12 protein-coding genes and 1 pseudogene are annotated in these 13,128 nt (G+C 38.7%); 3 read left to right on the plus strand and 10 right to left on the minus strand.

Going from position 1 to position 13,128, the window contains the following annotated elements:
* Positions 1 to 96: 96 nt before the first annotated feature.
* The 5 genes from QNH24_RS25475 to QNH24_RS25495 all read right to left on the minus strand — a co-directional run bounded on the left by QNH24_RS25475 (position 97) and on the right by QNH24_RS25495 (position 5,464).
* Positions 97 to 2,541 carry an ATP-dependent Clp protease ATP-binding subunit gene (locus QNH24_RS25475; protein WP_283870090.1) on the minus strand — a complete coding sequence of 815 codons (2,445 nt, stop codon included), beginning with the start codon at positions 2,539 to 2,541 and terminating at the stop codon, positions 97 to 99.
* Positions 2,531 to 3,640, minus strand: coding sequence for a protein-arginine kinase McsB (gene mcsB / locus QNH24_RS25480; RefSeq protein WP_283870091.1), 1,110 nt, complete (start codon positions 3,638 to 3,640; stop codon positions 2,531 to 2,533). Before mcsB ends, QNH24_RS25475 begins: the two co-directional genes overlap by 11 nt.
* Complete coding sequence (locus QNH24_RS25485; protein ID WP_283870092.1) at positions 3,637 to 4,185, minus strand: UvrB/UvrC motif-containing protein; 549 nt, start codon at positions 4,183 to 4,185, stop codon at positions 3,637 to 3,639. The genes mcsB and QNH24_RS25485 overlap by 4 nt, the downstream gene beginning before the upstream one ends.
* A 13-nt stretch (positions 4,186 to 4,198) precedes the next feature.
* Positions 4,199 to 4,669 carry a CtsR family transcriptional regulator gene (locus QNH24_RS25490; protein WP_283870093.1) on the minus strand — a complete coding sequence of 157 codons (471 nt, stop codon included), beginning with the start codon at positions 4,667 to 4,669 and terminating at the stop codon, positions 4,199 to 4,201.
* Positions 4,670 to 5,158: 489 nt separating this feature from the next.
* The gene (locus QNH24_RS25495; protein WP_283870094.1) at positions 5,159 to 5,464 is read right to left on the minus strand and encodes a DUF4870 domain-containing protein; all 306 of its coding nucleotides are present in this window, start codon (positions 5,462 to 5,464) and stop codon (positions 5,159 to 5,161) included.
* 128 nt (positions 5,465 to 5,592) lie between these two features.
* Here QNH24_RS25495 and QNH24_RS25500 point away from each other — a divergent pair, with 128 nt between their 5' ends.
* Together QNH24_RS25500 and corA are read left to right on the plus strand one after the other, a co-directional pair.
* Entirely contained in the window at positions 5,593 to 6,273 is a 681-nt protein-coding gene (locus QNH24_RS25500) for a class I SAM-dependent methyltransferase (RefSeq protein WP_283870095.1), read from the plus strand.
* Between the two features lie 171 nt (positions 6,274 to 6,444).
* Positions 6,445 to 7,404 (plus strand): magnesium/cobalt transporter CorA, encoded by a 960-nt coding sequence (gene corA, locus QNH24_RS25505; protein WP_283870096.1) that lies wholly within the window; start codon positions 6,445 to 6,447, stop codon positions 7,402 to 7,404.
* Positions 7,405 to 7,453: 49 nt separating this feature from the next.
* Here corA and QNH24_RS25510 read toward each other — a convergent pair whose 3' ends face one another.
* Positions 7,454 to 7,663 (minus strand): hypothetical protein, encoded by a 210-nt coding sequence (locus QNH24_RS25510; protein ID WP_054771408.1) that lies wholly within the window; start codon positions 7,661 to 7,663, stop codon positions 7,454 to 7,456.
* Between the two features lie 321 nt (positions 7,664 to 7,984).
* Here QNH24_RS25510 and QNH24_RS25515 point away from each other — a divergent pair, with 321 nt between their 5' ends.
* A complete protein-coding gene (locus QNH24_RS25515) occupies positions 7,985 to 9,295 on the plus strand; it encodes a globin-coupled sensor protein (RefSeq protein WP_283870097.1) in 1,311 nt (436 codons plus the stop codon).
* 44 nt (positions 9,296 to 9,339) lie between these two features.
* On the opposite strand, the gene QNH24_RS25520 is transcribed toward QNH24_RS25515, so the two are convergent.
* From QNH24_RS25520 to QNH24_RS25535, 4 genes and pseudogenes are all read right to left on the minus strand, one after another.
* Positions 9,340 to 9,819 carry an acyl-CoA thioesterase gene (locus tag QNH24_RS25520; protein ID WP_054771407.1) on the minus strand — a complete coding sequence of 160 codons (480 nt, stop codon included), beginning with the start codon at positions 9,817 to 9,819 and terminating at the stop codon, positions 9,340 to 9,342.
* Between the two features lie 67 nt (positions 9,820 to 9,886).
* Positions 9,887 to 11,314, minus strand: a pseudogene (locus QNH24_RS25525) (aldehyde dehydrogenase family protein).
* Between the two features lie 43 nt (positions 11,315 to 11,357).
* On the minus strand, positions 11,358 to 12,326 hold the full coding sequence (locus tag QNH24_RS25530) for a DUF4003 family protein (protein WP_283870098.1): 969 nt from the start codon (positions 12,324 to 12,326) through the stop codon (positions 11,358 to 11,360).
* Between the two features lie 430 nt (positions 12,327 to 12,756).
* Positions 12,757 to 13,116: a DUF779 domain-containing protein gene (locus QNH24_RS25535; protein WP_054771405.1), complete on the minus strand. Its 360-nt coding sequence runs from the start codon at positions 13,114 to 13,116 to the stop codon at positions 12,757 to 12,759.
* Positions 13,117 to 13,128: the final 12 nt, after the last annotated feature.

The raw sequence follows: 13,128 nt of genomic DNA on the forward strand, positions 1-13,128 counted from the left end.
CTCGAATATTTGTTCTTATTATCAATTGTACATAAAAAAGGACAGCTTGGCACTATAGCCTGCTGTCCTTTTGAGATGAAGCGTAGCTGTTAGAAATTAGTTAGATGCAGAAATGCCTTCTTTTTTCTTTACCACAAAGTCATCATTCACATAATCAATAATCACTTGATTGCCCTTCTCTACATTGCCTTTCAGTAATTCTTCTGATAAGCGGTCTTCCACTTGTTTTTGTAGTGCACGGCGTAGCGGGCGGGCGCCGTATTGAGGATCATAGCCCTCTTGTGCAATTTTCTCAAGCGCAGCATCTGTTAACTCTAACGAAATATCTTGTTCTTTTAGACGTTTTGTTAAAGCATTTGCCATCATGGAAACAATTTCTTTTAAGTGTTCTTTTTCTAATGAGTGGAACACAATCATCTCATCAATACGGTTTAAGAACTCTGGTCGGAATGCTTTTTTCAATTCCTCAAGCATTGTTCCCTTCATGTCTTTATGTTTAGATTCCGTACCACCAACATTGAAGCCTAAGTTTTTCTGGTATTTTAAAGCATCTGCCCCAACGTTTGATGTCATAATAACAACCGTGTTACGGAAGTCCACTACACGACCTTTAGAATCTGTCAAACGACCATCTTCAAGCACTTGTAGTAGAATATTGAAAACATCTGGATGAGCTTTTTCAATCTCATCTAGTAATACAACTGAATATGGTTTACGACGAACCTTTTCTGTTAACTGGCCGCCATCATCAAAGCCTACATAGCCTGGAGGTGAACCAACTAAGCGCGAAGTGGAATGTTTCTCCATATATTCAGACATATCAACTCGAATCATCGCATCCTCATCACCAAACATCACTTCAGCTAGTGCTCTTGCAAGCTCTGTTTTACCAACCCCTGTTGGCCCTAAGAAAATAAATGAGCCAATTGGTCGTTTTGGATCTTTTAAGCCTGCTCTTGCACGGCGAATAGCACGAGAAATGGCCTCTACTGCCTCCCCTTGACCTACCACTCGTTTGTGTAGCTCTTCCTCTAATTGTAATAGCTTAGAGGACTCTTCAGAGGCAATTTTTGATACAGGGATTCCAGTCCACATAGATACGACTGCTGCTACATCATCCACTGTAACTTTTGATTCAGATTTCCCTTGCTCTTCCTTCCAATTCTTTCTTGTCGTTTCAATTTCATCTTTTAGCTTTTGTTCGGTATCTCTTAAAGAGGCTGCCTTTTCAAACTCTTGACCAGAGACTGCAGCATTCTTTTCAGAGCGTACATTTTCGAGCTTATCTTCAAGCGCTTTTAAATTTGGTGGAACTGCAAATGAACGTAAGCGTACTTTTGAGCCCGCTTCATCAATTAAGTCAATCGCTTTATCTGGTAAGAAACGGTCAGAAATATAGCGGTCACCCATTTTTGCGGCAGCCTCAATCGCTTCATCTGTAATTTTCACACGGTGATGTGCTTCATAGCGATCACGTAAGCCCTGGATAATTTGAATCGCTTCTTCAACTGTTGGCTCATCAACTTGTATTGGTTGGAAACGACGCTCTAAAGCCGCATCCTTTTCAATATATTTACGATATTCATCTAATGTTGTTGCACCGATACATTGAAGCTCACCACGTGCTAGAGAAGGTTTTAGAATATTTGATGCATCAATTGCCCCCTCTGCACCACCTGCGCCGATTAATGTATGCAATTCATCAATAAATAAAATAACATTTCCTGCTTGGCGAATCTCATCCATCACCTTTTTCAAGCGATCCTCAAATTCACCACGGTATTTTGTACCTGCTACAACTGTTCCCATGTCAAGTGTCATGACGCGTTTATCACGAAGAATCTCTGGCACTTCATTATTAATAATTTGCTGTGCTAGACCTTCAGCAATAGCTGTTTTACCTACCCCTGGCTCACCAATTAATACAGGGTTGTTTTTTGTACGACGAGATAATACCTCAATAACACGCGTAATTTCTTTGCTTCGACCAATCACAGGGTCTAAAGAGCCTTCTCGAGCAATTTGTGTTAAGTCTCGCGCAAGGCTATCTAATGTAGGGGTATTGGCAGCCTGGGCAGCTTGTTGACCAGATTGAGCATTATCATTATTGCCTAGTAGTAATAGCACTTGCTGACGTGCTTTATTTAAGCCGACACCAGCGTTATTTAATACACGAGCAGCCACACCTTCACCTTCACGAATAAGCGCTAATAGCAAATGCTCCGTACCGATATATGAATGACCTAATTTGCGTGATTCATCAACTGATAGCTCAATGACTTTTTTCGCTCTAGGTGTATAGTGGACAATCGGACCCACATCCTCTTTCCCTTTTCCAACTAACTCTTCAATACCTGCTTCAATTGTTTGAGGACTAATATCGATGGCTTCTAATGCTTTCGCAGCTATACCGCCGCCTTCACGAATAAGCCCTAATAGAATATGCTCTGTTCCTATTGATTCGTGTTTCCAACGAATTGCCTCTTCCTGTGCAAGCTGTAATACTTTTTGTGCGCGTTGTGTAAAACGATTAAACATCATATGAATCCTCTCCTTTTTTTCCTATAATAGGCTTACTCATATTTTCACGAAATAATGCCTCACGAAGCATTTTCGCTCGTACGCGATCGCGCTCAGCAGGTGGTAAAACCTCTCCTGCATAGTGTTGTAAAAATCCTGGTTGCATACAGACAACACACTCGTTTAAAGTTGTCGCCTTAATGCCTTCTATCAACTGTAAATCTACCCCTAAACGAACATTGGACAAGCAGGTAGCTGCCTCTTCGCTCGTTAAAATTCGAGCATGCGTTAAAGTACCTAATGCACGGTATACTCGGTCTTCTAGAGCAAGCTCTGCTTTTTCGATTAGCTTACCTCTTGCATGTCGCTCCTTTTGAATAATTTTTTCGGCGACGCTTTGAATGTCAGCCAAAATATCCTCCTCTGTTTTACCCAGTGTTATCTGATTTGACACTTGGTAAACATTCCCTAAGTTTTCGCTACCTTCCCCATATATCCCTCTTACCGTCATTCCTAGCCTTGTCATGGCATTAATAATTTGACTCATTTGACCTGTTAATGTAAGGGCAGGTAGGTGCATCATAACGGAAGCTCGTAAACCAGTACCGATATTTGTTGGGCAACTTGTAAGATATCCAAAAGTATCACGAAATGCATAAGGTAAAGATTTTTCTAGGGCTCGATCAATTTTATTGGCCTGCTCATATGCCCTTTGCAGCTGAAAACTCGCTGTCATACATTGAATGCGTAAATGGTCCTCTTCATTCACCATAATGCTAATTGATTCATCATCAGATAATAGCATGGAGCCAACCTGTTCTTTTTTGGCAAGCTGAGGGCTAATTAAATGCTTTTCTACAAGAATTTGACGCTGTAAGGATGTTAAATCCTTGACGGCAAAATACGAGTAATGATCTTGTAGTTTCGGGCTATCCTGAACAGCGTGTGTTACAGCCTGCTCTACCTGTAATGCCTCATTCTCTGTAAAGGACAGAGGAAAACGATAGCCATCTAAATTTCGTGCAAGACGGATACGTGTACTAATGACTATATCTGAATAATCGTCCTCCACGCTCATCCATGCTGGTGTAGCTCGTTCTAAAAACGATTCAATCATCACGACACATCACCACCTTCAAATTGTAGCTGTTTTTCCAATTCCTTCACTTCATCCCGCAGTTTCGCGGCCTCCTCAAACTGTTCCTCATCTATAGCTACTTTCATAAGTTTACGGATATCTTCTATTTGTTTTTTAATGACGTAAATATTGCTATGAGCGCCGGGCATCTTACCTAGATGTTGAGGTCCTGCTTGTATTCGATTAAAGAGCTTTGGTAGGTGCTCGCTAAAGCTGTCATAGCAGCTAGGGCAACCGAATTTTCCTTCTTTTAAAAATCTTTTATACGTAAAGCCACATTGTGGACAAGTTTGTGGTTGTGGCTGCGCCTGTTGTTTTTCATCCACTTTTTGTTGTTGCCATGTCGGTGAGCCAAACCAATTAGATAATAGCTGTTGAATAGATACAGGCTCTTGTTTAAATTCTGCATGAAATGGATGGAACTGCGAGGCGCAGACGTCACAGTAATGATGCTCTACCTTTTGTCCATTTTGAACTTGTGTTACAGTTACCGTCGCATTACGCTGCTTGCAATGTTCGCAAATCATTTCCATCACCTCTCTATTTTTGCTGTTCATATTTGATTGTTGTTAGCATCGCTCTTAATATTCTTGCTCGAATGGTATCCCGTAACGGGAGTGGCAAATCCAGAGTTGAGCGATCAATTGCCGCTAACATTAACTTCGCTTCTCTCTTTGAAATTACCTGCTCATCGATAAGCCGATAAACTAAATCTTCTGCCATTGTTTGCGATGCCCCTCCCTCTATCTGCCTGAGGACATCGTCGATCAAATCGATTTGTGAATTCGCGCGGACACGTAAAATTCGTATGTATCCACCACCACCACGTTTGCTTTCAACAAGATAACCTCGTTCGGCAGTAAATCTAGTATTGATCACATAATTTATTTGTGAGGGCACACATTGGAATTTATCAGCAATTTCACTGCGCTTAATTTCAATATGCCCTTCTCCACCTAATTCAAGTACTTGCTTCAAGTAGCCTTCTATGATGTCTGATATATTACGCATTAGGAATACACCTCGCTTACTTCACTGACTTTGACTATCTTTGACTTTCTTTGAGTATATTATACAAAACGCTTGAAAATAATTGCAATGATTTCGCCTATAGAAAAATTAATAGCAACTATTTTTTCATTCAAACGCTTGAAAAATCGCTATTCATGCTAGCTATCTTAACGTTCGTATGTCTAATGTACCCTTTTTCGTGATGAAAAAAACGCAAGCACATGCAATTAGCATATACTTGCGTCATCAATTTCGCCTTGGCGTTATTGCGTCAGGATTTTGAATAGTGCCAAGGCCTGCACGAGGTCCGACACGATATCGGTCATTTCGGTAATGCCACAGGACGTGGCGATGCAGGTCAGTTAGCCGTTTTCACAGGATGCGAAGGTTTTAGGCTAACATCCTTTTATTTATTCCTTTGAAAATCAGTGACATCCGCTGGGTGCTTTGGGCCAACAGATGTTTTTTTGTGGAAAATCAAGATAAAAATTATATCCAGCGACCAACAATTGGGTAATGCCATGGTTCATCAGATAAAGCCTTTACAATTCCAATAATCGGTACGACAAACAACATAATACCGAAAATAATTAGGAATGGTAAACCAACGAGTACAAAACTTAGTGCCACAGAAATTGCAATTAAAACACCCATTACAATTTGGAACAGTAGTGCTTGAATGGAAATAGCTTTTACTTCCTCATCAGAACTAATTAAGAAAAATAAAATTGGTACTAACCATGGCGCAAAAAACGGACTTGCGTGTATGATTACCTTAGACCATTTAGCTTCCAATTATATCAACCCTTCTTTTTTAAATTTTCCTTTGTTTTATGTACTACTATTTACGGAACTATACCCTGAATAGTTTCATTGTATGTTGCATTTTAAAAAAATTCTTTGGGAAAGGCATGTGAGACACTATGGAATTTAATAACACGCTAGCAAACGAATACGAAAAGGGTATTCGTCGAACATTACCTAGTTACGATGCCATGCTACGTTTAACACAAACCTTTTATCAATCCACACTACCTGAGAAAGCTGAATTGCTAGTAGTTGGCTCTGGAAGCGGCAATGAAATTTTACAACTTGCAGAGCATAAGCCAACTTGGTCATTTGTGGGCATCGATCCCTCTGAGGCCATGTTACATGTAGCGGAGGAGCGTTTAAAATCTTTGCCTAATCAAATTTCTTTATACCAAGGAACCATGCTGGATACGAAGTTACCCTCTGGAGAGTTTGATGCAGCTAGCTGTATTTTAGTGCTGCATTTTATCAATGGGACTCAAGAAAAGCTTGCAACATTGAAAGAAATAGCAAATAATTTAAAGCCTGGTGCACCATTTGTTCTTGTTTCAAAATATGGGCAGCCTGGCTCTTTAGAAACCGAATTACAATTTGATTTATGGCGGGCCTATTGGCTGCAGCACACAAAGCTATCTCCCTTAGAGGTAGCTGATATGGAAAAATCCATACGCTCCCTTTCTTTTATGCCTGAGGAGGATATTTTAACACTACTTCAAGAGGCAGGATTTACAAGACCATCCAGATTTTTTGCCACTACATTATTTGGTGGATGGATATGCTATAAAGAAGTCTAAAAATTAATTTCACGTAATTGTAGCTGCCGCTTTGCTTTCGCTACAGAAGACATTTGCAGTTGCCACTATGCTTTCGATACAAAAAACATCTGCTGAATGAAGATAAATGTATTACTCTATGAGGACGATTATTCCTAGAAAGTTAAAATCAACAGAATTGGGGTGAACGCTGTGATACGCACAATCGGGATTACGAAGGATCAACAACTCATAAAGGGTTTTCCTATCGAGGATATAAACAAGAATCATTTTGAATGGTATTGGGTCGATTTTGATTGCCCTACTACTGAAGAAGAGCTGCTATTGGATACGTTTTTTCATTTTCATCCACTTGCTATAGAAGACTGCTTATTGCGTTTACAGCGACCAAAGCTCGATTTTTATGATGATTTCCACTTCTTTGTTATTCATAGAGTGAATGAAGAATTAGCAGCAGAGGAAGTTAATATTTTTGTTTCCAATAAATTCATTGTAACCTTTCATAAAAATACTGCTCCCGAAATCGATAGAGTGCAGAATATGCTAGAAAAACAACCGAAAAATTGGGAACGTGGTACAGTGTATTTAACCTATCAGGTAATTGATAAAATCGTTGACAATTACTTCCCACTTGTCTATAAAATTGAGGATCATTTGAATGCTCTAGAAGATGAACTAAACTATCAAAGTAATCTAAATGCCATGAAAATCGTATTCGAATTTCGTAGTGACTTGCTTGATTTACGGCGCACTATTCTACCAATGCGCGATTTATTATACCGTATTCTTAATTCATATCGATTCTCACTAAATAAATCAGAACGAGCCTATTTCGGAGATATTTATGATCATTTGCTAAAGCTGACAGAAATGGTGGAATCCAACCGTGAGCTGACGGCCGATATGCGCGACAGCTATATGGCAATGAGCTCCAGTCGTATGAATGGCATTATGATGACCTTAACCATCGTGTCAACAATCTTTATCCCATTAACCTTTATTGCAGGTGTATATGGGATGAACTTTGACAATATGCCTGAGCTACATGGTAAATACAGCTACTTTATCGTCTTAGGTATTATGATTCTTATTGTGATCTTTATGCTGGCGGTCTTTAAATGGAAAGGCTGGTTCAAATTATTTAAACCTTAAAAATATAGAATAGGCATCTTAGAAGGTTATCTAGGATGCCTGCTCTACATTAATAGGGTCCACGATCATCAATTTTGTTTTCCCCTTGCTGTGGGAATAAAAAGTATGCAAGTACACCAGAAACTAATGTTGCACAAATGGTAATTAACAACTGCTCCACGTCTGGCACTTCAGCATAATAGTTACGTAGCATATAAACCGAACCGATTGCGACAATTACCATCACGGGTATGACAAACTTGAAACGTTTCTTCTCCATTTAAATAATACCTCCTCACTCTTTTTACGCTCAATTATTACTTTCTAAACAGTTCGTATTTTACAGGTTTCCCATATTAAATACAAACCACCTGGGACTCTTTCAATCGTCTATTTCATGACATTTAAACAATAGTCATTAAAAAAATAATAGAAATAAATGAAAATTTTAACCAAATATACGACAAAAAATAGTAGAATAGATTAAATACCATATATTTTGCAAACTTACAAACGTAGCAATTCCAACATAAGGATAAATAGTTTAAGTTTACTTTAAATTTATATACTTAAAATGGATTTAAGAATGGAGCAAACAACAATGAGTTGGTTTACAAAAAAGAACGATTCAAGCTACTCAATTACAATAGCACCTGAAAACTATAAAAAAAATGTACAGTTGGATATCTCTAACCATCCAAAACTTCAAAAACAATTACAACTTTTAAATTTAACGGTTGAGGATTTAGCCATTATTAAACAGTTGCAGCCTTTAGCAAAGGATTTAATCCCTGAAATGGTTGATCAATTCTATGCAGCCATTAGCTTAAGTCCAGATTTATTAGATATTATTAATAGAACTTCACAGATTGATCGTTTAAAGGTTACTTTACATAAGCACCTTAGTGATATTTTTGAAAGCCGTATCAACGACTCCTATATTGACGAACGAAAGGCAATTGCAGAAACCCACGTTCGAATCGGTCTTCAATCAAAATGGTATATCGCCTCATTTCAGTCTTTAACTTCAACATTTACAAGCTTTGCTAACAAATTAGATATTTCAAAGCATGATGCGATTCTTGCTATCAATGCCTTCTGTAAAATTATTAACTTTGAGCAACAGCTTGTCATTGAAGCCTACGAAAAAGAGGAAGAACGTATACGCACGGCAGCAGATGAAACAAAGCATGCACTTGTGACAACTATTCAAAGCACAGCTGAGGAGCTGAACGCTATTAGTGATGAAACAGCGGCGTCCCTATTAGTTATCTCCTCTCAAACAGATGATATTGCGGTAGCCACTAAGCAAGGTTTAAGCTTTGTTGCTGATACGAAGGAAAAATCTAGACGTGGCCAACAACAGTTACAAGAGCAAAACGATTTAATACAAGTTATTTTACAAAGTGTAAATGGTCTTGAGGTCACAATGAATCAGTTACGCACCTCCTCTCAAAAGATTTCCGAGATTGTTGGACTAGTAACAGGTATTGCAGATCAAACAAATCTATTAGCATTGAATGCATCTATTGAGGCAGCTCGCGCTGGGGAGCATGGTAAAGGCTTTGCTGTTGTAGCAGAGGAAGTACGAAAGCTTGCTGAAGAAACAAAAAATGCTGTACAAAATGTTTCCCATCTCATTAAAGAAACGGAAAGTAATATTACAACCATGTCGAATTCTGTTATTAATGTGGATCAAAAAATTCAACATAGTGTAGACACGCAAAATAGCTTATCCAAATCATTTAATGATATTGCTGAAGCTGTCTCTGGTATTCAGCAGCAATATGTCAATACATCAAGAGATATTTCTGCCATTTCAAATTTAATTACTGAGCTCTCTCAAGGTGCCACTCTTGTTTCCTCTTCTTCTGACTCGCTTATTAATGTGGTGAATGAATTAAACATGTGAAAACGTAAAAAGGGAAATTGACAGGTTGTCAATCTCCCTTTTCTTTAATGTGGTAATGAACGTTTTTGTTTACGATGCTCTCGTCGAGCTGGTCCTGTTTCAAAAAGACGTTTTTCTTCATCTGTCTCAGGGTAGATTGCCGGAACCGGCTTAGGCTTCCCATCATCATCTACTGCAACCATCGTTACAAATGATTCGGTTGTTAATTTCTCCTCACCCGTTTCAATGTTTCTGGAAGTAACCCGAACATAGACCTCCATTGAAGAACGGCCCGTCGATGAAACAATACTTTCAATTTCTAAAATATCTCCTACATGGGCGGCTGATAAAAAGTCAACAGAATCAATAGAAGCTGTCACTACATGCCCTTTAGCATGCTTCATTGCAGTAACAGCAGCAATTTCATCAATATAGGCTAACACTCTTCCACCGAAAATGGAGTTGTGGTTATTGGTATCTGGCGGTAACACGAGACGCGTTTGAACAGTACGTGACTGGCTCATTGGCATAGCGTTGTTTGTCATAATTTTTGCAACTTCCCTTCATGAATGTTCTTTCGTCATCGTAACGCAGAAAAGAAGTTGATGCAAATTAGAATGATTTTTTCATCGTGATAAATTTCATGTCTGTCATTTCCTCTATAGCCCATTTAATCCCTTCACGACCATAGCCACTCATTTTTACGCCGCCATAAGGCATATTATCCACTCTAAATGTCGGAATATCATTTATAATAACTGCTCCTGCCTGTAATTCATCTGCTGCATAAAGTGCATCTGACAATACATTCGTGTATATTCCTGCATTTAAGCCAAGTTCCGACTCATTTACTAGTCGAATAGCGTCGTTTAATGTTTCATATGAAACAATTGAGACGATTGGTGCGAAAGTTTCCTGACAAACAACTTTCATATCAGGAGTAACGTTTGTCATAACAGTCGGCGTTAATGTTCTTTCTGTGAATGTTCCCCCTGTTGCGACTACCGCACCTTGTTCTTTTGCTTCCTCAATCCATTGGCGAATGCGTTCCACCTCATTTGGATGAATCATTGCACTCACATCTGTATTTCTATCTAATGGATCTCCTACCACTAATTTTTCTGTTTCTGCTACAAATGCCTTTGTAAACTCATCGATGATCGAAGAATGCACATAAATTCGTTGTAATGAAATGCAAACTTGTCCAGCAAAATTAAAGGCACCTCCAACACAACGAGCTATAATTTTATCAATTGGTGTCGAAGGTTCGACAATAACCGCAGCATTAGAACCAAGCTCTAACGTTACTTTCCGCAAACCAACCTTCTCTTTAATACCCAAGCCAACCTTACCGCTTCCTGTGAAAGTCACCTTTTTCACAAGCGGATGTGTAACGAGTGTATCACTAAGCTCTCCACCACTACCTGTCAATATTTGAAGAGCTCCGTCAGGCAAACCTGCTTCTTGAAAAATTTCTGCCATTATGATTGCACTTAATGGTGTTTGAGTTGCTGGCTTTAATACAACTGTATTTCCTACTGCAAAGGCAGGTCCTAGTTTATGTGCTACTAAATTAAACGGGAAGTTAAATGGCGTAATGGCGGATATAACCCCAATTGGTTCACGCTTTGTCCAGCCAATACGATCGCCTGCTCCAGGTGCAGCGTCCATTGGGACTGTTTCACCCTTAGCCTGCTTTGCCCCCTCTGCCGCAAATTGATAGGTTGCTATTGTGCGGTCTATTTCCATTAGACCTGCTGATATAGGTTTACCTGCCTCTAAGGCTAAAATTTCTGCAAATTCTTCTCTGCGCTGTCGCATGATATGGACAACTTTATATAATATTTCTGCTCGTTCGTAAGCTGTTGTCTTTTTAAATGTTTGGAATGTCTCCTCTGCACCTTATATCGCCCGTTCAACATCTGCAATTGACGCTTTAGCAACCTTTGCAATAACCTCACCGCTATATGGTGAACTTAGCTCATATGTTTCCTGTGCATTCTGCCACTGACCATTAATCCAAAGTTTTGTTTCCTTCATCCTTCAATTGCACCTCCATAAAATCATATTCATCTTTATTTTATCACGAAGAGCTTGAACTAGATGCTACAGTAGCTGCAGTAACCGCTGCTAACATTGCTGCCTGTTGTGCTTGAATTAATAATTCAATAGACGACATGATTGTCATGGATAAAGATTGTTGCACCTTTGCTATATCATAAATAGCAATTTGGATAGCCATAAATAATACAAATTCACGATGCCATTTCAAAAGTTTCATGCCCTTTAATTCATGATATAAATCTATAATTTGTTGAAGGTGAACATTATTTACCTCAAGAATGGCTAAAAAACCAAGCAATGGGTAATGCATCGTTTTAACTTTAACATCCTGTTTTTTTAATGTATCGCGAATCGTCACAACACTTGATACCAGCTTATTATCGTATTGAGGAGATAAGAAAGTCAGTACCTGTGATAACCATTGTAGTTCATTACCAGCATTAAAATTGTAGGTACGTAATTCTTTATAATAACGGTTCATCGTTTCCGCCCGTACTTCAACATCATCCATTGAGCTACTCAATAAAACAGCATATGGGATATCTTCATAGGACGTTAAAAATCGATGATGCTTGCGAATTGCATCAAATAAAGCCCGCGCTGACTGTGCATGTGCACGTTTTCCGCTTTCCTCTTCAGTTAAAAACTGAGCTCCTATAAAGGTATAATTACCACTTCTAAATTTGGCTTCCTTCATTATAGCAACGTTTGTTAGCAAACTTTTCACAGCATGCTCTATATCCTCTTGCTCCATCAAGTTTGCAGCAATACTGTACCCAACTGTTGTTCTTAAAGGGGACATCCATGATGATTGCTTCTTCATTTCTTGTAAAACTTCTTTATATTTAACAGAATCAAAGCTCTTTCCTGACGCCACATATTTGCTAGCGATTGCTAAGATGATTTTACGGTCAACTGTCCAGCCTGCAGCCTTCGAAACCGCTTCCACTGTTTGAGTAAATTGATTTTCAATCATAACATAATCCATATTCAATACACTCCTTTTTTCCATTATATACGTAAAATCCAATTGAAAGGATTCAGGTAACGGATCACCCAATCTCCACTTATCTTCTACATTCAAAAAAATATCTTCGGTTTGTAACAATTAACATAAAAAGTAAGCTTAATGTAATGTATGTTACCCGATTTTATATGGTTTAATGGAAATAATAAATACGAATGGAGGTAATTATATTGAAAAACATAACCAGTAGAAAAAAATCTTTATTCACAGTAACTCTACAAGACCGAATACAGCAATTTTTACTGTTACGTAACTCTCCAAGAAATATAGCCCTACATACACTTTTTCAAAAAAATTAACATAGAAAAAACAGCGGCACTGCACTTTTGCCGCTGTTCATACATCTTTTTTTACTTATCCTACAAGGAGCAATTTTTAGTACAATAAAGATTTAAATTAATCCCAATTCCTTTAATTCCTCTGTGGAAAAGGCCCTTGATCTTGTTAAAAATCGCTTTCCCTCAACACCCTCTAGGGAAAACATGCCACCTCTACCATCAACCACGTCTAAAATTATTTGTGTATGCTTCCAGTAATCATATTGATTTTTATGCATATAGAAGGGAGCTCCACCAATTTCTCCAAGACAAATATCCTGATCACCTAAGATAAGGTCGCCCTCTGGGTAACACATCGGTGAAGATCCATCACAGCAACCACCCGATTGGTGAAACATAACAGGTCCATGCTTTTCTTGCAATAATTCGATTAGTGCCAGCGCTTCTTCTGTTGCTAAAACACGCTCGACCACGCTCATGCACCT

Origin of the sequence: Lysinibacillus pakistanensis (genome assembly GCF_030123245.1) — a bacterium.
GTDB classification, from domain to species: Bacteria; Bacillota; Bacilli; order Bacillales_A; family Planococcaceae; genus Lysinibacillus; species Lysinibacillus pakistanensis.

Coding starts and splice junctions, on each gene's coding strand:
- QNH24_RS25500 (WP_283870095.1), top strand. CDS start 5,593: ATGGAATTTAATAACACGCTAGCAAACGAATACGAAAAGGGTATTCGT.
- QNH24_RS25475 (WP_283870090.1), bottom strand. CDS start 2,541: ATGATGTTTAATCGTTTTACACAACGCGCACAAAAAGTATTACAGCTT.
- QNH24_RS25520 (WP_054771407.1), bottom strand. CDS start 9,819: ATGACAAACAACGCTATGCCAATGAGCCAGTCACGTACTGTTCAAACG.
- QNH24_RS25485 (WP_283870092.1), bottom strand. CDS start 4,185: ATGATTTGCGAACATTGCAAGCAGCGTAATGCGACGGTAACTGTAACA.
- QNH24_RS25490 (WP_283870093.1), bottom strand. CDS start 4,669: ATGCGTAATATATCAGACATCATAGAAGGCTACTTGAAGCAAGTACTT.
- QNH24_RS25530 (WP_283870098.1), bottom strand. CDS start 12,326: ATGGATTATGTTATGATTGAAAATCAATTTACTCAAACAGTGGAAGCG.
- QNH24_RS25510 (WP_054771408.1), bottom strand. CDS start 7,663: ATGGAGAAGAAACGTTTCAAGTTTGTCATACCCGTGATGGTAATTGTC.
- QNH24_RS25515 (WP_283870097.1), top strand. CDS start 7,985: ATGAGTTGGTTTACAAAAAAGAACGATTCAAGCTACTCAATTACAATA.